17 protein-coding genes and 1 other RNA gene are annotated in these 21664 nt (G+C 70.8%); 14 read left to right on the top strand and 4 right to left on the bottom strand.

The features are described from left to right. The first annotated feature begins 13 nt into the window (after positions 1-13). The 5 genes from M4960_RS00155 to M4960_RS00175 all read left to right on the top strand — a co-directional run bounded on the left by M4960_RS00155 (position 14) and on the right by M4960_RS00175 (position 3693). Positions 14-958, top strand: a complete 945-nt coding sequence (locus M4960_RS00155) for a phosphatidate cytidylyltransferase (RefSeq protein WP_131919913.1) — start codon at positions 14-16, stop codon at positions 956-958. A 90-nt stretch (positions 959-1048) separates the two neighbouring features. After that, positions 1049-1597: a DivIVA domain-containing protein gene (locus M4960_RS00160; protein ID WP_111086090.1), complete on the top strand. Its 549-nt coding sequence runs from the start codon at positions 1049-1051 to the stop codon at positions 1595-1597. 60 nt (positions 1598-1657) lie between these two features. Beyond that, on the top strand, positions 1658-2635 hold the full coding sequence (locus M4960_RS00165) for a lytic transglycosylase domain-containing protein (RefSeq protein WP_248703182.1): 978 nt from the start codon (positions 1658-1660) through the stop codon (positions 2633-2635). 12 nt (positions 2636-2647) lie between these two features. After that, on the top strand, positions 2648-2950 hold the full coding sequence (locus M4960_RS00170) for a hypothetical protein (protein WP_235035894.1): 303 nt from the start codon (positions 2648-2650) through the stop codon (positions 2948-2950). After that, positions 2947-3693, top strand: a complete 747-nt coding sequence (locus M4960_RS00175) for an alpha/beta hydrolase (RefSeq protein WP_123294787.1) — start codon at positions 2947-2949, stop codon at positions 3691-3693. The genes M4960_RS00170 and M4960_RS00175 overlap by 4 nt, the downstream gene beginning before the upstream one ends. Before the next feature lie 91 nt (positions 3694-3784). Here the strand turns inward: M4960_RS00175 and M4960_RS00180 are convergent, their stop codons facing one another. Further along, positions 3785-5623, bottom strand: a complete 1839-nt coding sequence (locus tag M4960_RS00180) for a hypothetical protein (protein ID WP_123294786.1) — start codon at positions 5621-5623, stop codon at positions 3785-3787. Between the two features lie 184 nt (positions 5624-5807). Between M4960_RS00180 and M4960_RS00185 the strand changes: the two genes are divergently transcribed. Together M4960_RS00185 and M4960_RS00190 are read left to right on the top strand one after the other, a co-directional pair. Then, positions 5808-7550, top strand: a complete 1743-nt coding sequence (locus M4960_RS00185) for a hypothetical protein (protein ID WP_248703183.1) — start codon at positions 5808-5810, stop codon at positions 7548-7550. Further along, entirely contained in the window at positions 7547-8554 is a 1008-nt protein-coding gene (locus M4960_RS00190; protein ID WP_248703184.1) for a tetratricopeptide repeat protein, read from the top strand. The genes M4960_RS00185 and M4960_RS00190 overlap by 4 nt, the downstream gene beginning before the upstream one ends. An 89-nt stretch (positions 8555-8643) precedes the next feature. On the opposite strand, the gene glgB is transcribed toward M4960_RS00190, so the two are convergent. The 3 genes from glgB to M4960_RS00205 all read right to left on the bottom strand — a co-directional run bounded on the left by glgB (position 8644) and on the right by M4960_RS00205 (position 15431). Continuing rightward, positions 8644-11199, bottom strand: a complete 2556-nt coding sequence (glgB, locus tag M4960_RS00195) for a 1,4-alpha-glucan branching protein GlgB (RefSeq protein WP_248703185.1) — start codon at positions 11197-11199, stop codon at positions 8644-8646. Next, a complete protein-coding gene (locus M4960_RS00200; RefSeq protein ID WP_248703186.1) occupies positions 11196-13196 on the bottom strand; it encodes a maltotransferase domain-containing protein in 2001 nt (666 codons plus the stop codon). The genes glgB and M4960_RS00200 overlap by 4 nt, the downstream gene beginning before the upstream one ends. 171 nt (positions 13197-13367) lie before the next feature. Further along, a complete protein-coding gene (locus tag M4960_RS00205) occupies positions 13368-15431 on the bottom strand; it encodes a glycogen-debranching protein (protein ID WP_248703187.1) in 2064 nt (687 codons plus the stop codon). 59 nt (positions 15432-15490) lie between these two features. Here M4960_RS00205 and M4960_RS00210 point away from each other — a divergent pair, with 59 nt between their 5' ends. From M4960_RS00210 to M4960_RS00240, 7 genes are all read left to right on the top strand, one after another. Continuing rightward, a complete protein-coding gene (locus M4960_RS00210; RefSeq protein ID WP_248703188.1) occupies positions 15491-16672 on the top strand; it encodes a cysteine desulfurase family protein in 1182 nt (393 codons plus the stop codon). A gap of 60 nt (positions 16673-16732) precedes the next feature. Next, positions 16733-17842: a peptide chain release factor 2 gene (gene prfB, locus M4960_RS00215; protein ID WP_111086442.1), complete on the top strand. Its 1110-nt coding sequence runs from the start codon at positions 16733-16735 to the stop codon at positions 17840-17842. Between the two features lie 61 nt (positions 17843-17903). Beyond that, a complete protein-coding gene (ftsE, locus tag M4960_RS00220) occupies positions 17904-18659 on the top strand; it encodes a cell division ATP-binding protein FtsE (RefSeq protein ID WP_111086441.1) in 756 nt (251 codons plus the stop codon). Continuing rightward, a complete protein-coding gene (gene ftsX, locus M4960_RS00225) occupies positions 18656-19570 on the top strand; it encodes a permease-like cell division protein FtsX (RefSeq protein ID WP_111086440.1) in 915 nt (304 codons plus the stop codon). Before ftsE ends, ftsX begins: the two co-directional genes overlap by 4 nt. A gap of 89 nt (positions 19571-19659) precedes the next feature. Then, complete coding sequence (smpB, locus tag M4960_RS00230; RefSeq protein ID WP_123294782.1) at positions 19660-20136, top strand: SsrA-binding protein SmpB; 477 nt, start codon at positions 19660-19662, stop codon at positions 20134-20136. A gap of 101 nt (positions 20137-20237) precedes the next feature. Beyond that, positions 20238-20614: a transfer-messenger RNA gene (ssrA, locus tag M4960_RS00235) on the top strand. Between the two features lie 160 nt (positions 20615-20774). After that, positions 20775-21590, top strand: a complete 816-nt coding sequence (locus M4960_RS00240; RefSeq protein ID WP_248703189.1) for a hypothetical protein — start codon at positions 20775-20777, stop codon at positions 21588-21590. Positions 21591-21664: the final 74 nt, after the last annotated feature.

A 21664-nucleotide genomic window follows, 5' to 3' on the forward strand; every position in this document is an offset into this window, starting at 1 on the left:
CCACACCGGGCCCGTGAAGAAGGGGCTCCGCCAGGACTTCGATGCGCGTGCCCGAGCGGCCCGCACCGACTTCGAGGCGCAGCTCCGGCAGCGCAAGGCCGACTTCGGTGCGCGCAACGAGGCCCTGACGGCGCGCACCGGGCGCAACCTGCCGGCGGCGATCGGCATCGCGCTCGCGTTCGCCGTCGTCATGCTCGGCACGCTCCTCATCTGGCCGCCGTCGTTCATGGTCGTGGCGGCGTTCCTGCTCGGCGTGGGCGTCTACGAGCTCACGAGCGCCATGCGCTTCGCCGGCCGGGACGTCCCGCGGATCCCGAGCGTCGCCGTCGCGATCGCGATCGTGCCGGCGGCGTTCCTGCTCGGGCAGGTCGCGGCACTCTTCACGCTGCTCGGTGGCATCGTCCTGATCAGCCTCTGGCGTCTGGTCGAGGTCGCGCTCTCGCGGCAGAAGCCGTCGGCCGGCGACGTGTTCCGCGACGTCACGAACGGCCTGTTCGTGCAGGCGTACATCTCGCTGCTCGGCGCCTGTGTCGTCCTGCTCTCCGCGCAGTCAGAGGGCAACCTGTGGGTGATCGGCTTCATCCTGGTCGTCGTCGCCGTCGACACCGGTGCGTACGCCACCGGGTTGAACCTCGGCAAGCACCCGATGGCGCCGCGGATCAGCCCGAAGAAGACCTGGGAGGGCTTCGCTGGCTCGGTCGCCGCGAGCATCATCGTCGGCATCCTGGTCGCCTGGCTCATGCTCGGCCTGCCGTGGTGGACCGGCGTCGTGCTCGGCGTGCTGATCTCCGGGTCCGCGACCCTGGGTGACCTCACCGAGTCGATGATCAAGCGCGACCTCGGCATCAAGGACATCTCGTCCTTCCTGCCCGGGCACGGCGGACTGCTCGACCGCATCGACAGCATCCTGCCGTCGGCTGCCGTCGCCTACGTGCTGTACCTGATCGTCAACCACTGACCGACCTCGATCGACCTCGTCGGCCCACCCTGAGCGCTGCCCTCAGCGCGTCCAGGTTGTGCCACGGGTCGGGACTGGCAGAATGACGCCGTGGCCACCACCTTCCCGACCGCAGCCCGCTCCGCCCTCGGATACGACGTCGACGAAGTCGAGCGTTTCCTCGAGGACGCCCGTCGCGCGTACTCCGCCGACGACAGCGCCCCCGGCATCGAGGCTGCGAAGATCCGCGCCACCGCGTTCTCGATGCGCAAGGGCGGCTACTCCACCTCGCACGTCGACGCAGCGCTGGAGCGCCTCGAGGACGCCTTCGCGGCCCGGGAGCGCGAGCGGGAGATCGGCGACGCCGGACAGAAGGCCTGGTACGCCGAGGCCCGCACGAAGGCCTCCGACGTCGTGGCCCGCCTCGAGCGCCCGGACGGACAGCGGTTCAACCGGGTGAGCGTGCTCGGCACCGGCTACCACCCGAAGGACGTCGACGCGTTCGCGGCCCGCCTCGGTGGCTACTTCCGCGAGGGCAAGCCGCTGAGCCTCACCGAGGTGCGGTCGATCGTGTTCCGCCCGAAGCACGGCGGCTACCGCGAGGGCCAGGTGGACGCGCTGCTCGACGCCGTCGTCGAGGTCATGCTCGCCGTCCGCTGACGACGCGCTGCACCCAGGTGCTTCGCTTTCCGTGATCGTTCCGTTACCCTGGTCCTACTCATGGGCAGGCACACGGCAGACCACAGCTCCGACCGCGATCCCCGCGAGCACCTCAGCCTCCAGGCTTCGGGTGAGCGCCGCGCGGCACTGAACCGAACCCGTACGGCGGACACCTCGGTGCTCCCGGCGAACCCGCAGGTCCTGCCGGAGACCGGTCCCGTCGCGACGCCGAAGTCCGTCGCAGCGAACCGCGTGTCCGACGAACGCATCGTCGCGTTCGCGCACGAGGCCCCCGCGGCCCGGGTGGACCCGCGTGCCGCGAAGCAGCGCACCGCGACGGCGCAGCAGCCGAGCCGTGGCGCAGCCGCCGCGGTCAACGCCTTCGCACGGAAGCGTTCCTCGGTTCCGGCGTTCTCGTTCGTCGGGGTCTTCCTCTTCGTCGGGGCGTCGCTCTTCAACCCGCTCCAGGCCGACGTCGCGCAGGCCGCGGTCGACACCCCGGTGCTCGTGAAGACGCCGCAGGCCCCGCAGCAGTACACCGCGCACGGCACCTACGGCGACGCCGCTGCCGACCGTGACGGCTACGGCGTGACCGTGCCGGCGCCCAAGGTCGTCAAGCCCGTCGTCGAGGAAGAAGCCGACGACGCCACCACCGACGAGACGACCGACGCCGCCGCGACCGAGACCGAGACCGTCTCCGCCGCGAACACGCTGGCCGCCGTCGCCGCGACGCCCGACGCGGGCAGCGCACAGGCGATCGCCCTGCAGCTCGTCACGGCCCGGGGCTGGGGCACCGATCAGTACAACTGCCTCGTCTCGCTGTGGAACAAGGAGTCCGGCTGGCGGGTGAACGCCTACAACCCCAGCGGTGCGTACGGCATCCCGCAGGCACTCCCTGGCAGCAAGATGGCGACCGCCGGTGCCGACTGGCAGACGAACCCCGCGACGCAGATCACGTGGGGTCTCAACTACATCGCCGGTGTCTACGGCACGCCCTGCGGCGCCTGGGGCCACAGCCAGGCGAACAACTGGTACTGATCGGCAGTTGGGGTGCCGCGCAGCAACCGGCCGCGGCGTCCCCGTGGTCGCGACGTCGAGCCTGACGAGGACACCGGCCTCGACCGGCTGATGAGCTCGTGGAAGCGCACCGAGGTGCGCCGCGGGCGGGAGTACCTCGTCCAGCCCGTCTCCGCGGCCTCGGCGCAGAAGGAGTACGTCTGCCCCGGGTGCGGCGGTACGGTCCTGCCCGGCACCGCACACGTGGTGGTCTGGCGTTCCGACGGGGTCCTCGGCGACGCTGCCGACCTGGCATCACGCCGTCACTGGCACAACCACTGCTGGAGCATCGCATGAGCGAGCACACCGAGCCCGACGGCGAGATCCGCTCCGCCACGCAGCTGCCCGCTCGCCGCACCGACGTCGAGCTCGTCACCGACGACCACCTCACCCTGGTCGGGGAGCTCGCCGAACCGGAGTCGCGCCCGGCACGGGGCACCGTCGTGACGCTGCACCCACTGCCGACCGCGCACGGCTTCATGGATTCGCACGTCCTCAAGAAGGCCGCCGCGCGTCTGCCGGCCCTGGCGGACATCGCGGTCCTGCGCTTCAACTTCCGGTCGGTGACGTCACCACGCGGCACGTCCGAGGGTGTGTTCGGCGAGGGCGTCTCCGAGGGCTTCGACCTGCGAGCCGCCGTCGCCGAGGTGGTCGACCGTGGTCTGCCGACGCCGTGGTTGGTCGGGTGGTCCTTCGGCACCGAGGTGATCCTCAAGCACGCGCTGGAACACGTCGAGGCCGGCACCGTGGCGGGCGTGGTCCTGCTCTCGCCGCCGCTGCACCGCACCACGGAGGACGAGCTCGCGCGCTGGGCAGCCGTGGACGTCCCGGTGGTGGCCCTGGTGCCCGAGCACGACGACTTCCTGCAGCCCGACGAAGCGATCGCCCGGTTCGCCGTCGCCCCGAACGTCCGGGTCGTCCCGATCGAGGGCGCGAAGCACCTGTGGGTGGGGGAGCGCTACGTCCGGATCGTCCTCGACGCCGTCGCCGACCTCGTCGTGCCGGGCAGCGCGCCGCTGCCGACCCACTGGCCGGTCTGACGGCACTCGCCGGTCCGACGCACGGTGCGTGCCCACCTCGGTGCGGTGGGCCGACCAGGAGGCGCGACCCGCGCCTCCTGGTCGGCTCGCGTCAGCGTTCGGTCGCGTCCACTGCGTCGTCGGCCGCTCCGGGCGCGGTACCGGGTGCGGTCCCGAGCAGGCCGGTCGCGTGCGTGAGCACGCCGCGCAGGTTCTCCAGGTAGCCAGCCACGGCCTCGCGCTCGGTGCGGATCGCCGACAGTCGGTCCTCCGCCTCGGCGGTGATGGCAGCCGTGCGCTCCTCGGCATCGGAGACCATCCGGTGCACGCGGTCCTGGGCATCGGCGACGATGGTGCGGGCGTGCTCCTGCGCGTCGGCGGTGCTGGTGCGCTCGAGGTCGTCGGCTTCCTGCTGGAGCCGCTCGGCTCGCTCGCGGGCCTCGGTGGCACGGCGCGTGGCCTCGGCGAGCTGCAGGTTCGCCTCGTCGAGGTACTTCTGCGTCTCGGTGACGGTCTCGTGGTGCTTCTGCAGGTAGTCCTGCTCGGCGTCGTCCCGGCGTGAGGCGAGCTCGGACTCGAGCGTCGTGCGGGCCTCGTCACGCTCGCGGGCGACCTCGGCACGGGCCTCGTCACGTTCCTTCGCCAGGTCGGCGCGGGCGGTGTCGATCTCCTGACGGAGGGCGGTGCGCTCGGACTCGAGCGTGTCGAGCTCGGCGGAGCGGCGGTCGGCGATCTCGGTGTCGACCTCGGCGTGCTCGCGTTCGCGGCGGGCGGCGAGCGCGTTCTCGTGCTCGCGGTCCGCGCGTTCGGCAGCGGCGTCGGCCTCGGCGCGCTCCCGCTCGATGCGGGTGTCGTGCTCCTCGAGCTCGCGTGCGATGCGGTCGGCGGTCTCCTGCACGAGGCGCTCGTTCTCGACGCGCGTCTGTTCCTCGTCGACGCGCAGCTGCGCACGCGACGCTTCGGCCTCCTGTGCCAGGGCGGTGCGAGCGGAGGCGAGCTCCCGGTCCCACTCGGCACGGGTTGCGGCGAGTTCCTCGTCCACGACACGGCGGCGGTCGGCGAACTCGCCGTCGATCTCGGCGCGACGTCGGTCGACCTCGGCCTGCAGCTCGGCGCGGCCGGTCTCGATCGCCAGGGCGTGCGCCTGCTGCTGCTCGTCGCGCTCGCGGTGCCACGCAGCACGCCCCTCGGCGACCTCGCGCTCGAGTGCCTGACGGCGGGTGGACTCCTCGTGGTCGAGGTCCTCGACCCGGCGGGCGTGGTCGGCCTCGAACACCGAGCGGCGGTGCTCGGTCTCGCGGTCGAGGTCGGCCGCGGCGGTGCGGGAGTCGGCCGACTCGCGCTGGGCGATCTCGCGCAGCTCGGCGACCTCGTGCTCGACCTGGGCGCGCAGGGCGTTCGTCTCACGGATGGCGACGGAGCGGACCTCGGCGGCCTCGGTCACCGCGGCACCCCGGATGGCCGCGGCCTCGTTGCGGGCGTCCTGGGTCAGCAGGCCGGCTTCGGCACGGGCACGCTCGACGGTGTCGGCGGCCTCGGCACGAGCACGGGTGAGTTCGTTGGTGGAGCGGGTGCGCGCGTCCTCGAGGGTGTCGCGGGCCTCTTCCTGTGCCTCGCGCACGGTGCGGTCGGACTCGGCCCGGCTCGACGCCCGCAGGCGCTGTGCGTCGATGTCCGCCTGGCTGATGAGACGGGTGGACTGCTCCTCCGCCACGCGCAGGGTCGACTCGAGTCGCGTGCCCAGGCCGCTGTAGGTGGGGGTGCCGGCCTCGTCGAGTTCGCCCTGGAGCTCGGAGACGCGGGACTGCAGGAGACGGATCTCCTTCGCGGCGTCGGCACGGTCGGTGTTCGACTTGATGAGCTCACGGCGCAGGTCGTTCAGTGAGCGGTCGACGTCGTCGCGGCGGTACCCGCGCAGCTCGGTCCCGAACTCTGCCTCGTCGTTCGCCACGTGTCGCTCCTGGGTGCTCGGCGGAGGGCCCGATCCGGCCCGCGGTCGATTGTAGTGGTGGCCCGACGGGGTCGTCTGAGTCCGACGACAGCCCGGATGGATGCGCTGCTCAGCCATGCTCGCTATCCTGAGTCGCTGATTCGCGCGCCGACATCCCCACCCCGGCGCGGTAGGGAGAGTGTTCGTGCGATTCGTCCTGGCGATCGTCAGTTTCGTCATCGGCCTGCTGCTCGTCGCGTTGGCGGTCGGACAGCGGACCGTGTTCGCTCCGCCGTCCTCGCTCGTCGCGGACAGCTCGACCACCAGCTCTGCTCCGGTCACCGTGATCCCCGGTTCGACGCTCAACGCGAACCCCGGCTACCAGCGCATCAACGTGTCCGGCTCCGGCAAGGTCTTCGCGGCGTACGGCAAGACGGCCGACGTCGACGCGTGGGTCGGTGACGCCGAGCACACCACGCTCCGGTTCGACGCCGAGAGCGCGAAGCTGGTGGGCAAGACCACCGGCTCCGAGGCGTCCGTCCCGTCGCCGAAGGGCAGTGACCTCTGGTACCAGGAGTACGACGGCTCCGGGCAGTTCACGGTCCGCCTGCCGCAGGACGTCTCGGTCCTCATCGTCAGCGACGGCACCGCCGCGGCCCCGAGCGACGTCTCGGTCACCTGGCCGAAGGACACCGCGACGCCGTCCGTCGGGCCCCTGCTGGTCGCCGGTGGCGTCTTCGCACTCGGCGGCATCGTGCTGTTGATCCTGGCGTTCCTGCACCAGCGCCGCGGTCGTGGGCCGCGTCGTCGCAGCGGTGGCACCCGACCGCCGCGCGTGCGGGCCTCGCGTCGCGCCGCCGCCGCCGGCGCACAGGTCCCGACCCGGGGCCGCCGCGGATCGCGCGCGTTCATCGCGGTCCCCGTGGTGCTCGTCGGCACGCTCGCCCTGGCCGGCTGCTCCTCCGACTACTGGCCGCAGGGCGGGGACCCCTCGCTCGCGACCCCGACCCCCACGGCCAGCGCGACCGGCGCGGCGGAGACCACCGAGCCCACGGCGGCGACCAAGCAGCAGATCACCCGGGTCGTCGAGCGGATCGCCACGGTGGCGAAGCAGTCCGACGGCGCCCGCGACCGTGACCTGGCGAAGACCCGCTTCACCGGTGCCGCGCTCGACCTGCGCCTGGCGAACTACTCCATCCGCGGCAAGGACTCCGACGCCAAGGCGCCGCCGGCGATCTCGGCCGGTCAGGTGTGCGTCGCGTTGCCCCAGCAGACCGACACGTGGCCGCGCACGGTCTTCGTGATCGTCGCCGAGGACTGCGACGCCAAGTCGGCACCGCAGGCCCTGACGCTCGTGCAGGACACTGCGCGCGACCCGTACAAGGTCGCCTACGACGTCTCGCTCGAGGCCGACGCCAAGATCCCGAGCCTCGCGCCGACGTCGATCGGAGCGGCGCTCCTGGCTCCGCAGTCGAAGCTCCTCGCGATCGCCCCGGACCAGGTCGCGACCGCCTACGGCGACATCCTGTCCAAGGACTCGAAGAGCGAGTACGCCGACATGTTCGCCACCGAGGGTGACGGCCTCCGCACCACCATCGGCAAGGCGTACAAGGACAAGAAGGCGAAGTCCCTGCCGGACACGGCGAAGATCGAGTACTCGTCCGAGGCCCCGGAGGACTCCGCCGTCGCGATCGCGACCGACGACGCCGGCGCGCTCGTCTCCGCCGACCTCAACGAGATCGAGAAGGTGACCCCGACCGCCTCCGGCGCCGAGGTCAACACCGAGGGTGCCGTCAAGGCACTGTCCGGGGTCGACACGAGCAAGAAGGGCATCAGCGCCACGTACGGCGTCCAGCTGCTCTTCTACGTGCCGCCGGTCGCCTCGGATGACAAAGTGGTCCTGCTCGGGTTCACGCAGGGCCTGACCGCAGCGAGTGAGGTGCAATGAGCAACATCCCCCCGACCCCGTCCGGGCTCCGCGGAGCCGTGGACCTGTCGTCCCTCGTCGACCGCGCACAGCGGCCGCCCCAGCCGCCCGCCGGTGCTCCGGCGCAGGCGGGAAGCCCGACCGGTGCAGCAGCGCCGGGCACCGAGACCGGCGGCGACCTGACCGTCCCGTCGCTCGTGCTCGACGTCACCGACGACACGTTCCAGGACGTCCTGGAGCTGTCGTCCGTTGTGCCCGTCATCGTCGACATCTGGGCCGAGTGGTGCGGGCCGTGCAAGCAGCTCTCGCCGATCCTCGAGCAGCTCACCGCCGAGTACGGCGGGCGCGTGCTGCTCGCCAAGGTGGACGCCGACACGAACCCGCAGCTCGTGCAGGCGTTCCAGGCGCAGTCGATCCCGACCGTGGCCGCGCTGATCGGCGGGCGCCCGCTCGGGCTCTTCGTCGGCGCGCTGCCCGAGGCGCAGGTCCGCGACGTGTACGAGCAGGTCCTCCAGGCAGCCGAGCAGAACGGCGTCTCCGGTCGCGTCACCGTGGACGGTGCTGCCGCGCCCGAGGACACCGCCGAGCAGGGCGAGCGGGAGCCGGAAGCGCTGCCGCCGCACCACCAGGCCGCGTACGACGCGATCGAGCAGGGCGACTACGCCACGGCGATCACCGAGTACAAGACCGCGATCCTGCAGGACCCGCACGACCAGATGGCCGTCGCGGGGCTCGCGCAGGTGTCGCTCCTGGACCGGTTGAACGGCCACACCGCGGACGACATCCGTGCCGCTGCCGGTGCGGGTCCGAAGGACGTCCAGGCGCAGCTCGCGGTCGCCGACCTCGACATCTCCGGTGGCCACGTCGAGGACGCCTTCGGGCGCCTGCTCGACCTGGTGCCGACGGTGTTCGGCGAGGACCGTGAGGCTCTGCGCGTCCGCCTGGTCGAGTACTTCGAGCTCATCGGGACCGACGACCCGCGCGTCGTCGCGGCCCGCCGTCGCCTGGCGAGCGCCCTGTACTAGCGGTCCGCAACCGACGAACGGGAGGCCCGGTGCCAGCTGGCACCGGGCCTCCCGTCCGTCTGCGGCCGCGTCCAGGACGCGGGCCACAGCTAGCGCTCGAGCTTGAGCCAGACGGCCCCGAGCGGCGGCACCACGAGGTGCGCCGATGCGGGGCGGCCGGCCCACGGGGTGTCCTCGGCGGTGACGACTCCGAGGTTGCCGACACCGGAGCCGCCGTACTCCGCGGCGTCGGTGTTGAGCACCTCGTGCCACTCGCCGGCGCTCGGCAGGCCGAACCGACGCTCCACGGGCACGCCCGAGAAGTTCACGAACACCGCCAGCCGGTCGTCGCCGTCCTTGCGCAGGAACCCGAGCGTCGAGTGGGGTGCGTCGCCGCCCTCGATCCACTCGAAGCCGTCGGCCGTGCTGTCGTGCGTCCAGAGCGCGGGCGTGTCCTTGTAGACCCGGTTCAGGGCGGCGACGAGGTCCTGCACACCGCGGTGCCCGGGCTGGTCGAGGAGCCACCAGTCGAGCCCCTTCGCCTCGGACCACTCTGCGGGCTGGGCGAACTCCTGCCCCATGAAGAGCAGCTGCTTGCCGGGGTGCGCCCACATGAACGCCAGGTAGGCCCGGACGTTCGCGAGCTTCTGCCACTCGTCGCCGGGCATCTTGCCGTAGAGGGAACCCTTGCCGTGCACGACCTCGTCGTGGCTGATCGGCAGGGTGAACTGCTCACTGAAGGCGTAGACGAGCGAGAACGTGATCTCGTCGTGGTGGTAGCTGCGGTACGCGGGGTCGCGCTGCACGTACTCGAGCGAGTCGTGCATCCAGCCCATGTTCCACTTCTGGCCGAACCCGAGCCCACCGGCGCTGGTCGGCTGGGTCACGCCGGGCCACGAGGTGCTCTCCTCGGCGATCATGACGATGCCCGGGTAGCGCTTGTAGGCGGTGGCGTTCGTCTCCTGCAGGAACGCGACGGCGTCCAGGTTCTCGCGGCCGCCGTGGATGTTCGGCAGCCAGTCGGTGCGGGAGTAGTCGAGGTACAGGATCGAGGCGACGGCGTCGACGCGCAGGCCGTCGATGTGGAACTCCTCGAGCCAGTACAGGGCGTTGGCGACCAGGAAGTTCCGGACCTGCGGCTGCCCGAAGTCGAACACGTAGGTGCCCCAGTCGAGCTGCTCGCCGCGGCGGGGGTCCGGGTGCTCGAACAGCGCGTGGCCGTCGAAGCGTCCGAGTGCCCACTCGTCCTTCGGGAAGTGTCCGGGGACCCAGTCCATGATCACGCCGACGCCGGCCGAGTGCAGGCGGTCGATCAGGTACCGCAGGTCGTCGGGGGAGCCGTAGCGTGCGGTCGGGGCGTAGTACCCGGTGACCTGGTAGCCCCACGAGCCGCCGAACGGGTGCTCGGCGAGCGGCAGGAACTCCACGTGCGTGAAGCCCGTGTACTGCACGTGCCCGATGAGCTGGTCGGCGACCTCGCGGTACGACAGCCCGGGGCGCCACGAGCCGAGGTGGACCTCGTAGACGCTCATCGGCTGGTCGTGCGTGGTCGTCTCCGCGCGGCGTTCCATCCAGGCACGGTCGCCGTCGGACCACGTGTAGCTCGACTCGGTGATGACCGAGGCGGTGGCCGGGGCGATCTCGGCCTCGCGGGCGAACGGGTCCGCGCGCTCGACCCAGCCGGAGTCGGTGAGGATCTGGAACTTGTACCGCTGCCCCGCGACGGCTCCGGGCCAGAACAGCTCCCAGACGCCGAGGTCGCTCAGGCGGCGCATCGCGGTGGTGCGGCCTTCCCAACCCTCGAAGTCGCCGATCACGCGGACGGCGGTCGCTCGGGGTGCCCACACGGAGAACGCGACGCCGTCGACGCCGTCGATCGTGCGGACGTGCGCGCCGAGGTGGTGCCAGAGCTGCTCGTCGCGGCCCTCACCGAACAGGTGCAGGTCGAGCTCGCCGAGCGTCGGGGCGAACCGGTACGCGTCGTCGGTCGTCCAGGTGGCGTCGTCCTCTTCCGATGACTCGTCGAAGTCGTAGTCGGCCTCGACCCGGTAGCGCCCGAGCTCCTCGGTGGTGGCACCGGCCCAGAGACCGTCGCCCTCGTGGGTCAGCTCGACGTCGTCGCCGTCGAGCCGGACGAGCCGGACCGCCTGCGCCAGGTGGCGCACCACGCGCACGCTCGTGCCGCCGTCGACGGCGTGCGGGCCGAGGACGTCGTGGGGCTGCGACCAGCGGCCCTCGGCGACCTGTTGGCGCAGCCACTGCTCGACCGGAGCCGGGCGCGGGCCCGTGCTGTCGGCGGTGGCGGGCTCGGGAGCCGGCGGCGTCGGAAGGGCGGTCGACGGCGCGACGGTGGACGGGCCTCCGGTCGGAGCGCCCGAGGACGCGACGGCGTCGACGGACGGTACCCGCGGGTGCGTCGCGTCGGCGGGGTGTCCCGCCAGCGTGGCGGACTCGGCGACCCCGCGGTCGGGCGCCTCGCGCGGTGCAGCGGGCACGCCTGGCAGGTCCTCGTCGGGGGCGGAGACCCGCGGCTCGTAGCGCGGCTCCGGCTTCGCGTCGGACGGTGTCCGCGCGGGCACGGGCGGCGGCGGGGGCGGTACCGGCGGTACGGCGGGGCCGCGGCGCGACGGCGGGGTCGGCTGGGGTGCGGTCGGGTCGTTCGTCATCGGTGCAGTCCTTCCACGACGAGCAGGTGCACGGGTTCCTGGAACGCGTCCAGGCGGACGTAGTTCGACGAGCCCCAGACCCAGCGCTGCCCGGTCACGACGTCACGGACGTCGAACCGGCTGTCGGCCGGCAGGCCGAGCGCAGCGAGGTCCAGGTGCACGGTGGTCTCACGCGCCGAGTGCGGGTCGACGTTCGCGACGACGATCACGGTGTCGGCGTGCCCGGAGCGGATGAACTCGCCGGACAGGTGCTTCGAGTACACGACGGTCGCCGGGTCGTCGGCGGCGTGCACGTGCAGGTTCCGCAGCTGGCGGAGCGCGGGGTGCGCGGCACGGAGCCGGTTGAGCATCGTCACGTACGGGGCGAGCGACGCGCCCTCGGCCTCAGCCAGGGCGAAGTCACGCGGCTTGTACTCGTACTTCTCGTTGTCGATGTTCTCTTCCGAGCCGGGTCGGGCGACGTCCTCGAACAGCTCGTACCCGGAGTACATGCCCCACGTCGGGGCGCCCGTCGCAGCGAGCGCGGCACGAACCTTGTAGCCGGCGCGACCGCCGAACTGCAGGTACTCGGTGAGGATGTCCGGTGTGTTCACGAACAGGTTCGGGCGCAGGTAGTCGCTCGTCTCGTGCGACAGCTCCTCGAAGTAGGACTCGATCTCTTCCTTCGTGTTCCGCCACGTGAAGTACGAGTACGACTGCTGGAACCCGACCTCTGCCAGTGCGCGCATCATCGCCGGCCGGGTGAACGCCTCGGCCAGGAACACGGTGTCCGGGTGCTCGTCGCGGACTTCGCGGATGACGCGCTCCCAGAACCAGAGCGGCTTGGTGTGCGGGTTGTCGACCCGGAAGATCCGGATGCCGAAGTCGATCCAGTGCCGCAGGACGCGCAGGACCTCGGCGACCAGGCCCTCGGGGTCGGAGTCGAACTGGATCGGGTAGATGTCCTGGTACCGCTTCGGCGGGTTCTCGGCCGTGGCGATCGAGCCGTCGGCGCGCTGCGTGAACCAGTTCGGGTGCTCGGTGACCCAGGGGTGGTCGGGGGAGCACTGCAGCGCGAAGTCGAGCGCCACTTCCATGCCGGTGTTCTTGGCGGTCTCGACGAAGTCGCGGAAGTCGTCCTCGGACCCGAGGTCGGGGTGGATCGCGTCGTGCCCGCCCTCGGGGGAGCCGATCGCCCAGGGGCTGCCGGGGTCGTGCGGCCCCGGGGTGAGCGTGTTGTTCGGCCCCTTGCGCGCGGTCGTGCCGATCGGGTGGATCGGCGGCAGGTAGACGACATCGAAGCCCATCCGGGCGACGGCGGGCAGACGACGGGCCGAGGTCCGGAAGTCGCCGCTCTTCCACGAGCCGTCCGGGTTCTTCTTCGCGCCTTCGCTGCGGGGGAAGAACTCGTACCAGGCGCCGACGCCGGCGCGGGTGCGTTCGACGTCGAGCAGCTGCGTCGGGGAGTGCGTCCGGAGCGAGGTGAGCGGGGCTTCCTCGACCTCGGCCACGATGCGCGGGTCGTCGACGGCGGCCAGGCGCTCGGCCGGGTCGAGGTCGGTGTCGCGCACCTTGGCTGCCGCACGGGTGGCGGCGGGGGAGTCGGTCTCGTCGGCGAGCCGGTCGAGCAGCAGGGCGCCGTCGAGGAGCGTCGCCTCGGTGTCCACCCCGGCCGCGATCTTCAGCCGTGCAGCGTGCAGCCACGTGGCCCAGTCGTCGGAGTAGGACTCGACGTGCCAGGTCCAGACGCCGACGTGGTCGACCTGGACGGTCGCCTCGTACCGGTCGGTCCCGGGCGCGCCGAGGGCCAGGGGGACGGTCCTGGTGCCCCCGTCCGGGCGTTCGAGGACGAGGTCGGCGCCGATGATGCCGTGTCCTTCTCGGAAGACGGTCGCACCGAACGTGATCACCTCGCCGTCGAACGCCTTGCCGGGGAACCCGTTCGGCGTCCTCGGGGCGAGTTCGGTGATCGGGATGCGCCCGATCTTCGGTCGGCGGGGTCGGTCTGCGGTGGCCACGGAGCCGACGCTACCCGGCGAGCGCCTCCGCGTTCCCCGGAATCCGCCCCCTGTGGACGGTCGGGCGCGCCGTGGGCCTGTGGAGGAACCGGACGGGAGGCCCGTGGCGGAGCCGCCACGGGCCTCCCGTCCGCCCACTGGTCACGTGCCGGGCGCGGGCCGGATCGCGCGCTACGCCGGCTCGAACAGGTGGATGCCGGGGCCGTAGGCGGTGAACACCTGACCGGCGGGGCGGAGCCGCTCGTGGTCACGGTGCTTCTCGCTCGACCACGCGAGGCGGTAGCCGAGCACGTCCTCGCGCACCGGCAGCGTCAGGTCACGAGTGCGCCCGCTGCCGTGCACCACGACCAGCACGCGGTCGTACGGCTCGTGCTCGGGCGTGGACTCGGCGAAGTACTGCAGGACGCGGTGCACCGGCTGGTCCCAGCCCTCGATGGTCATCGGGTGCCCGTCCGGCCCGTACCAGGACATCCGCGAGGCACCCGGGGTCTCCTGCCCCTCGACGCCGAAGCGCGTCGGCCGGAGTGCAGGGTGCGCCTGCCGGAACCGGGCGAGCGCGGCGACGGCCTCGGTCATCGACTCGGCGTCCTCGTCGTCGGACCAGTCCACCGGGGTGAGGTCGTCGGACACGACGTACGCGTTGTTGTTGCCGTGCTGCGTGCGGCTCCGCTCGTCGCCCGCGGTGAGCATCGGCACCCCGGCGGAGAGCAGCAGCGTCGCCGCGAGGTTCCGCATCGAGCGGCCGCGCGCTGCCCGGACGCCGCGGTCGGCGGTATCGCCCTCGATGCCGTGGTTGAACGAGCGGTTGTCGTTCGAACCGTCGCGGTTCTCCTCGCCGTTCGCCTCGTTGTGCTTGCCGTCGTACGACACCAGGTCGAGCAGCGTGAAGCCGTCGTGGGCGGTGACGAAGTTGACGCTCGCGAGCGGACCACGGTCGACGCCGAAGACGTGGCGCGAGCCGGTCAGGGCGCCGGCGAGCGCGCCGATGCCGGTGCGGGGCATGCCGTTGCGGCGTTCCTCGGCGATGTCCGTCAGCCAGAACTGGCGGACCGTGTTGCGGAAGCCGTCGTTCCACTCACTGGTCCGGTCGCCGGCCGCGCCGAACGAGCCGGTCTTCCAACCGTCGGGTCCGACGTCCCACGGTTCGGCGATGACCAGGGTGTCCTGCAGGTCGGGGTGGTTCCGGATCCGCTCGAGCAGGGGGTGCTGCGGATCGAAGACGTGGTGGGCGTCGCGGGCGAGCGCGGCCATCAGGTCGAAGCGGAAGCCGTCGACCTGCACCTCGCGCGCCCAGTAGACCAGGCTGTCGACGATCAGGTCCGCCGTGGACTCCACCGAGGTGTCCAGGGTGTTCCCGCAGCCGGTGGTGTCGTAGTAGGTGTCCCGGAACGGCGGCGCGGCCTGGGTCCACCGGTACCGCTCCGCACCGTCGATGCCGCGCAGGCTGGTGGTGGGCCCGCCGAGGCCCTCTTCCGCCGTGTGGTTGTAGACGACGTCGAGCACCACCTGGATGCCGGCCTCGTGCAGCAGCCGGACCATGCCCTTGAACTCGCGCAGGACCGCGGACGCGCCCTCCGCCCGTGCGGGTGCGGAAGCGTGCGCGGCGTGCGGCGCGAAGAACCCGAGCGTGTTGTAGCCCCAGGCGTTCTCGCGGCCGGCGTCCCGCAACCAGTTCTCGGTGTCGAACGCGTGCACCGGCAGGAGCTCGAGCGTCGTGACACCGATCCGGTGCAGGTGCGCGATGGTGCTCTCGTGCGCCACCCCGGCGTACGTGCCGCGCAGGTGCTCCGGCAGGTGCGGGTTCGCGGCGGTCAGGGTGCGGACGTTCGCCTCGTAGACCACGGCGCGGTCGAGCGGGACCGTGGGCTTGACGACGCCGCCCCAGTCGAAGGCGTCGTCCACGACGACGCTCGTCCAGCGGGGCGTCCCGGGCCCTGTCGGTGCGATGCCGCGGGCGTACGGGTCGAGCAGGGGGCGTGTCGGGTCGAACTCGTTCCGCGGTCCGACGGGCCCGTCGACGAGCAGGTGGTAGCGGTCACCCGGGGCGATGCCGGGGGTCTCGGCCGTCCACAGGTCGGTCGCCGGCAGCCGCTCGAGCGGGTACCGGACCGGCTGCCCGTCCGCTCGCTCGACGACCACGACGACGGCCGTGGCGGTGGCGGACCGCAGGGAGAACCGCGGGACGTCGGCCCCGAGGTCGAACCCCGGGGTGTGGTCGATCGCTGTCTCGTGCACCCGACAAGGGTACGAGGACCGACGCGTATCCTGGACACCGCTCGTTCCAGGGGGTGCAGATGCCGGTCTACCTCGACCACGCCGCGACGACGCCGATCCTGCCGGAGGCGCTCGCCGCGTTCACCGCCGCGCTCGGAACCGTCGGCAACCCGTCCTCGATCCACAGCGCCGGGCAGCGCGCGAAGATGCTGCTCGAGGACGGTCGCGCCGCCGTCGCCCGGTCGCTCGACGCCGACACCGTCGAGGTCGTGTTCACCTCCGGCGGCACCGAGAGCATCAACCTCGCCGTGAAGGGCCTGTTCTGGGCTCGTCAACGCGACCGTGCCCGCCCCCGGATCGTCGTCCCGGGTGGCGAGCACCACGCCACCGTCGACACCCTGACCTGGTTGGAGACGCACGAGGGGGCCGTCATCGACGTGGTCCCGTTGGACGCGCAGGGTCGCGTCGACCTCGTCGGACTGGAGGCACGGCTCGCCTCCGCCGACGACGTCGCCCTGGTCACGTTCCTCTGGGCGAACAACGAGGTGGGCACCATCCAGCCCGTGTCACGGATCGTGGAGCTGGCGCACGCCGCCGGCGTGCCCGTGCACAGCGATGCCGTCGCCGCCTACGGCCAGGTGCCGGTGTCGTTCGCCGCGTCCGGCCTCGACGCCCTGAGCGTCTCCGCGCACAAGGTCGGCGGACCGGTCGGCATCGGTGCGCTGGTGCTCGGGCGGAAGGCCACCGTCGAGCCCCTCATCCACGGCGGCGGGCAGCAGCGGCAGGTGCGGAGCGGCACCCAGGACGCCCCCGCTGCAGCATCGTTCGGCGTCGCGGCCACGATGGTCGCCGCCGAGCCGATGCCGCACCCGTCGCTCGTCGCCCTGCGCGACCGGCTCGTCGCCGGAGTCCGTGCGGCCGTGCCGTCCGCCGTGCTGATGGGCGACCCCGACGACCGGCTGCCCGGCAACGCGCACTTCACGTTCCCGGGCTGCGAGGGCGACTCGCTGCTGTTCCTGCTCGACGCGGCCGGGGTCGCGGTGTCGACCGGGTCGGCGTGCCAGGCCGGCGTGCCCGAGGCGTCGCACGTGCTGCTCGCGATGGGCCTGTCGGAGCAGGACGCCCGCGGTGCGCTCCGGATCACGCTCGGACACACCTCGACCGATGCGGACGTCGACGCCTTCCTGGCGGCGTTGCCCGACGCGGTGGCGCGGGCCGGGGCTGCGGGCATGGCGTCGCGGGAGCCGTTGCTGGGGCGGTAGCGCGCCCGCCGGCGCGGGTGCGACGCCGACCGGCCTGCCGCGCCGGTAGGATCGGTGACCATGGTCGAACTGGACTTCACCGAGCAGCTCTCCGCCCTCCGAGAGACCTTCGGCAACATCCGCTCGGTGGTCGACGTCGACCGCCTGCAGCGTGAGATCGCCGACCTCAGCGAGCAGGCGGGCGCCCAGGACCTCTGGGACGACGTCGAGCACGCGCAGCAGGTGACGAGCGCGCTCTCGCACCGGCAGTCGGAGCTCAAGAAGATCACCGACACCGAGCGTCGCATCGACGACCTCGAGGTGCTGGTCGAGATGGCGAACGAGGGCGACGACCAGGACTCGGCCGACGAAGCCGTCGCCGAGCTCAAGGCGATCCAGAAGACCATGGGCGACCTCGAGGTGCAGACGCTCCTCGACGGCGAGTACGACGACCGCCCCGCCGTGATCACCATCCGCGCCGGGGCCGGCGGCGTCGACGCCGCGGACTTCGCCGAGATGCTCATGCGCATGTACCTGCGGTACGCCGAACAGCACGGCTTCAAGACCACCGTGATGGAGACGTCCTACGCCGAAGAAGCGGGCATCAAGTCCGCCACGTTCGAGGTCGACGCCCCCCACGCATTCGGCACCCTGTCGATCGAGGCCGGCACCCACCGACTCGTCCGCATGTCGCCGTTCGGCGCAGCGGGCAAGCGGCAGACCTCGTTCGCCGCGGTCGAGGTCATCCCGCTCATGCCGGAGACGATGGTCATCGACATCCCCGAGAACGACATCCGCGTCGACGTCTTCCGTTCGTCGGGCCCCGGCGGGCAGTCCGTCAACACGACCGACTCCGCGGTGCGCCTGACGCACATCCCGACCGGCACCGTCGTCTCCATGCAGAACGAGAAGTCGCAGATCCAGAACCGTGCGGCCGCCATGCGCGTGCTGCAGTCGCGCCTGCTCCTCCTGAAGAAGGAAGAGGAGAACGCGAAGAAGAAGGAGCTCGCCGGCAACATCACGGCGAGCTGGGGCGACCAGATCCGGTCCTACGTGCTGGCGCCGTACCAGATGGTCAAGGACCTGCGGAGCGAGCACGAGGTGAACAACCCCTCAGCCGTGTTCGACGGCGACCTGGACGGCTTCATCAACGCCGGCATCCGCTGGCGCAAGCAATCCGTCGACGCGTAGGGGTTCGTGAGCCGCGCGCCTCGCTTGCTTTCCAAGCGGGGCGACCTACCCTGATCCGGTCATGATCAAATTCGACCAGGTCACCAAGGTCTACTCGGGCAACCCGAGTCCGGCGCTCGACAACCTCACCCTCGAGATCCTCAAGGGCGAGTTCGTGTTCCTCGTGGGCGCCTCGGGTTCCGGCAAGTCCAGCTTCCTGCGCCTCGTGCTCAAGGAGGAGAAGCCCTCCCGCGGCCAGATCCACGTGCTCGGGCAGCGCCTCGGGTCCCTGGCGTCGCGGAAGGTCCCGTACTTCCGGCGCAACCTCGGCGTCGTGTTCCAGGACTTCCGACTCCTGCCCAACAAGAATGTCTTCGACAACGTCGCGTTCTCACTGCAGGTGATCGGCAAGAGCAAGGGCTTCATCAGCGAGGCCGTCACCGACGTGCTGAAGCTCGTCGGACTCGCGGGCAAGGCGACCCGCATGCCGCACGAGCTCTCCGGTGGTGAGCAGCAGCGCGTGGCGATCGCCCGCGCCGTCGTCAACAAGCCGGCGATCCTGCTGGCCGACGAGCCCACCGGCAACCTGGACCCCACCACGTCCGCCGGCATCATGGCGCTCCTCGAACGCATCAACCAGGGAGGCACCACCGTGCTCATGGCGACCCACGACGCCAGCATCGTGAACCAGATGCAGCGTCGGGTCATCGAGCTGTCGAACGGCACGGTCCTCCGTGACGAGCAGTCCGGCGGCTACCAGACCCAGGCGGTCCCGATCCAGCGCGGCACCGTGTCGAACACCACCGGCATCCAGACCATCCCGGGGCTCATCCGATGAGGCTCGGGCTCGTCATGTCCGAGGTCGGCTCGGGCCTGCGGCGCAACGCGTCGATGGTCGTCTCCGTCGTCCTCGTGACCTTCATCTCGCTCACCTTCGTCGGGACCGCGATCCTGCTCCAGATGCAGATCAACCAGATGAAGGGGTACTGGTACGACCGGGCGCAGGTCGCCGTCTACCTGTGCACCGACACCGACACCACCGGCAACTGCACGGGTGCCAAGGCCACCGAGGACCAGCGGAAGCAGGTCCAGGCCCAGCTCGAGTCGTCCACCCTCAAGCCGTACATCGAGAAGACGTACTACGAGGACCAGGACCAGGCGTTCACCCGCTTCAAGGAGCAGTTCAAGGACTCCGCGGCGACCGAGTTCGTCAAGCCCGAGTACCTGAACGAGACGTTCTGGGTGAACCTGAAGAACCCGTCGCAGGCCGACGTCCTCGTCGAGAGCCTGTCGAAGGTCGCCGGTGTGCAGAGCGTCGTCGACCAACGCGGCTACCTGCAACCGATCTTCAACCTGCTCAACGCGTCGTCGTACACGGCGATCGGCATCGCGGCGCTGATGCTCGTCGCCGCCGTGCTCCTCATCGCGACCACGATCCGGTTGTCCGCCTTCAGTCGCAGGCGAGAACTCGGCATCATGCGGCTGGTCGGTGCGTCGAACCGGTTCATCCAGACGCCGTTCGTGCTCGAGGGGGTGATCGCCGCCGCCATCGGAGCCGTCCTGGCGGGTGGCGCCATCACCGCGGTGGTGTGGTTCTTCGTCCGGAACTTCCTGGCCGAGCGCTTCACCGGCACGGCGTTCATCGGCATGGGGGATGCGGCCATCGTGGTGCCGTCGGTGATCGTCATCGGGGTGTTGCTCGCCGCGGTGTCGGCGTCGATCGCCATCCGCCGCTACCTCAAGGTCTGATCCGCCGCGCCGGGAAGGTGCGTGAGGCGCCTGCTGTTGGGTAGTCTGTAGGGCTGCGCAGCGCAGTGCCCGGAACGAGAGGAGTCGTCATGGCGAAGGAACGCGGTGAGAAGATCGTCGCGACGAACCGTCGCGCCCGACACGACTACCTCATCGAGGACACGTACGAGGCCGGCATGGTCCTGTCCGGCACCGAGGTGAAGTCCCTGCGCATGGGACGTGCCTCGTTGGTCGACGGGTACGCCTACATCGACCGGGGCGAAGCCTGGATCGATGCGGTGCACATCCCCGAGTACACCGAGGGCACGTGGAACAACCACGCACCTCGGCGCAAGCGCAAGCTGCTCCTCCACAAGCAGCAGATCGTGAAGATCTCGCACAAGACGGCCCAGGGCGGCTACACCCTCGTGCCGCTGCAGATCTACTTCCACGACGGTCGGGCCAAGATCGAGATCGCGGTCGCCAAGGGCAAGCGCGAGTTCGACAAGCGTCAGGCCATGCGGGAGAAGACCGACAAGCGTGAGGCCGAGCGGGCCATGCGCACGAAGAACCGCGTCGGCGAGTAGCGGCCTCGTACCTCGGTCAGCTAGACTGAGGGACTGCTCCGATCGGAGCAGTCGCAACACAACTCAACAGCGTGACAGCGGCTCGCACGTCCGGCCCGCATGGGGATGATCGGTTTCGACATTGCCTGTGTGCCGACGGGAAGCGGGCCGAGGACCCACGGTTATCTCGTGAACGATCCGTGGAAAACAACAAGTGCCAATTCCAAGCGCACTGACTTCGCTCTCGCTGCGTAAGCAGCCCAGCACATGAAGTCCGTCGGCCAGGTGACCGTCCCCTAACCTGATCCCGGCGTCATCCAGAGGACTTGCTGCACGGTTGCGCCTCAGGGCCGTGCGGGACTTGCACTGAGACTGGGCCCGTCGTCCTAGAAGCCGGTAGCAAAGGACGGGGCCGAGCAGAACGAACTATCCGGATACGCCCGTAGAAGACGTCGAATTGCAGCGATGGACGGGGGTTCGATTCCCCCCATCTCCACCATTCGCCGGTCGTCGAGCCGCTGTCACCACGTGTTGCACGAACGCCCCGTCACCGTCCCTGGACGATGCCGGGGCGTTCGCTGTCTCGCCACGTCCGGGGACTACGCTCCGGAGGAGGCGCAGGGAAACGCCCGCGCCGACCCCGAACGGAAGGCCCCCACGTGGTGCAGGAGATCGCGATCCGAGTCCGTCTGCGCGAGCAGGAGCGAGTGGTGCTCGCCGACTACGAGCGGATCGTGGGGTCCGTCGCGACCGTCGCTGCCCTCGCCGCCTGGCTGCCCACGCCCGACGCCCGCCTGGTCGTCCGCGGCCGGGGTGCCGAACCCGTCCGCCTCGAGACCGTCACCTACGGCTCGGTCGTCGAGATGCTCGTCGTGCTCGACCAGCGTTCGGCTGCTGTCGAACGGGGTGCAGCAGCGATCGCGGCGCTGATCGAGTCGGTGCGGCACGAGCACGTCGCCGATGACGTGACCGGGGTCGCCGGTGAGCTGGACCGCCTGGACCGCGCTGCACCGCGTGGACGGTCGGTCGTCGAGCGCACGCTCCGCACGTTCCTCGAGGGTGCGCGCGCCGACGTCCTGGCACGCAAGACCACGACCCGGGTGCGGACCGCGCAGGCGCTGTTGCGGCTCGCCGAGGATGACGCGGTGCTCACCGTGGAGCGGGTGACGGACGCGCTCGCGCCCGTGCTCGAGGAACACGCGGTCGACGTCGCGCTGGACACGGGTTCCGCCGTGGTCGTCGAGCCGATCGACGGGGTCGAGTCGCCGGAGCTGACCCCGGTCCTCCCGTTGCCCTCGGGGGGAGCGAAGCCGAAGAAGTCGGACGAGAAACCGTCCAAGAAGCAGGACGACGGCAAGAAGCAGAAGAAGGACGCCAAGAAGCCGTCCAAGAAGAAGGACGACGGCAAGAAGAAGTCCGACAAGAAGAAGTCGGACAAGAAGGACGACGGCAAGAAGAAGAAGTCCAAGAAGTAGCAGCCTGAGTGCTTATACAGCACAATTGTTTCCGGCATGTTAAAGAATCCGACCAAGCCGCTGTCCCGGTGCCA

The organism is Curtobacterium sp. MWU13-2055, assembly GCF_023242305.1.
Classification (GTDB): Bacteria; Actinomycetota; Actinomycetes; order Actinomycetales; family Microbacteriaceae; genus Curtobacterium.

Bases quoted from the DNA above. Each gene is read 5' to 3' on its own strand.
- M4960_RS00165 (WP_248703182.1), top strand. From the start codon at position 1,658: ATGGGCAGGCACACGGCAGACCACAGCTCCGACCGCGATCCCCGCGAG.
- M4960_RS00175 (WP_123294787.1), top strand. From the start codon at position 2,947: ATGAGCGAGCACACCGAGCCCGACGGCGAGATCCGCTCCGCCACGCAG.
- M4960_RS00190 (WP_248703184.1), top strand. From the start codon at position 7,547: ATGAGCAACATCCCCCCGACCCCGTCCGGGCTCCGCGGAGCCGTGGAC.
- glgB (WP_248703185.1), bottom strand. From the start codon at position 11,199: ATGACGAACGACCCGACCGCACCCCAGCCGACCCCGCCGTCGCGCCGC.
- M4960_RS00210 (WP_248703188.1), top strand. From the start codon at position 15,491: ATGCCGGTCTACCTCGACCACGCCGCGACGACGCCGATCCTGCCGGAG.
- prfB (WP_111086442.1), top strand. From the start codon at position 16,733: ATGGTCGAACTGGACTTCACCGAGCAGCTCTCCGCCCTCCGAGAGACC.
- ftsE (WP_111086441.1), top strand. From the start codon at position 17,904: ATGATCAAATTCGACCAGGTCACCAAGGTCTACTCGGGCAACCCGAGT.
- ftsX (WP_111086440.1), top strand. From the start codon at position 18,656: ATGAGGCTCGGGCTCGTCATGTCCGAGGTCGGCTCGGGCCTGCGGCGC.
- smpB (WP_123294782.1), top strand. From the start codon at position 19,660: ATGGCGAAGGAACGCGGTGAGAAGATCGTCGCGACGAACCGTCGCGCC.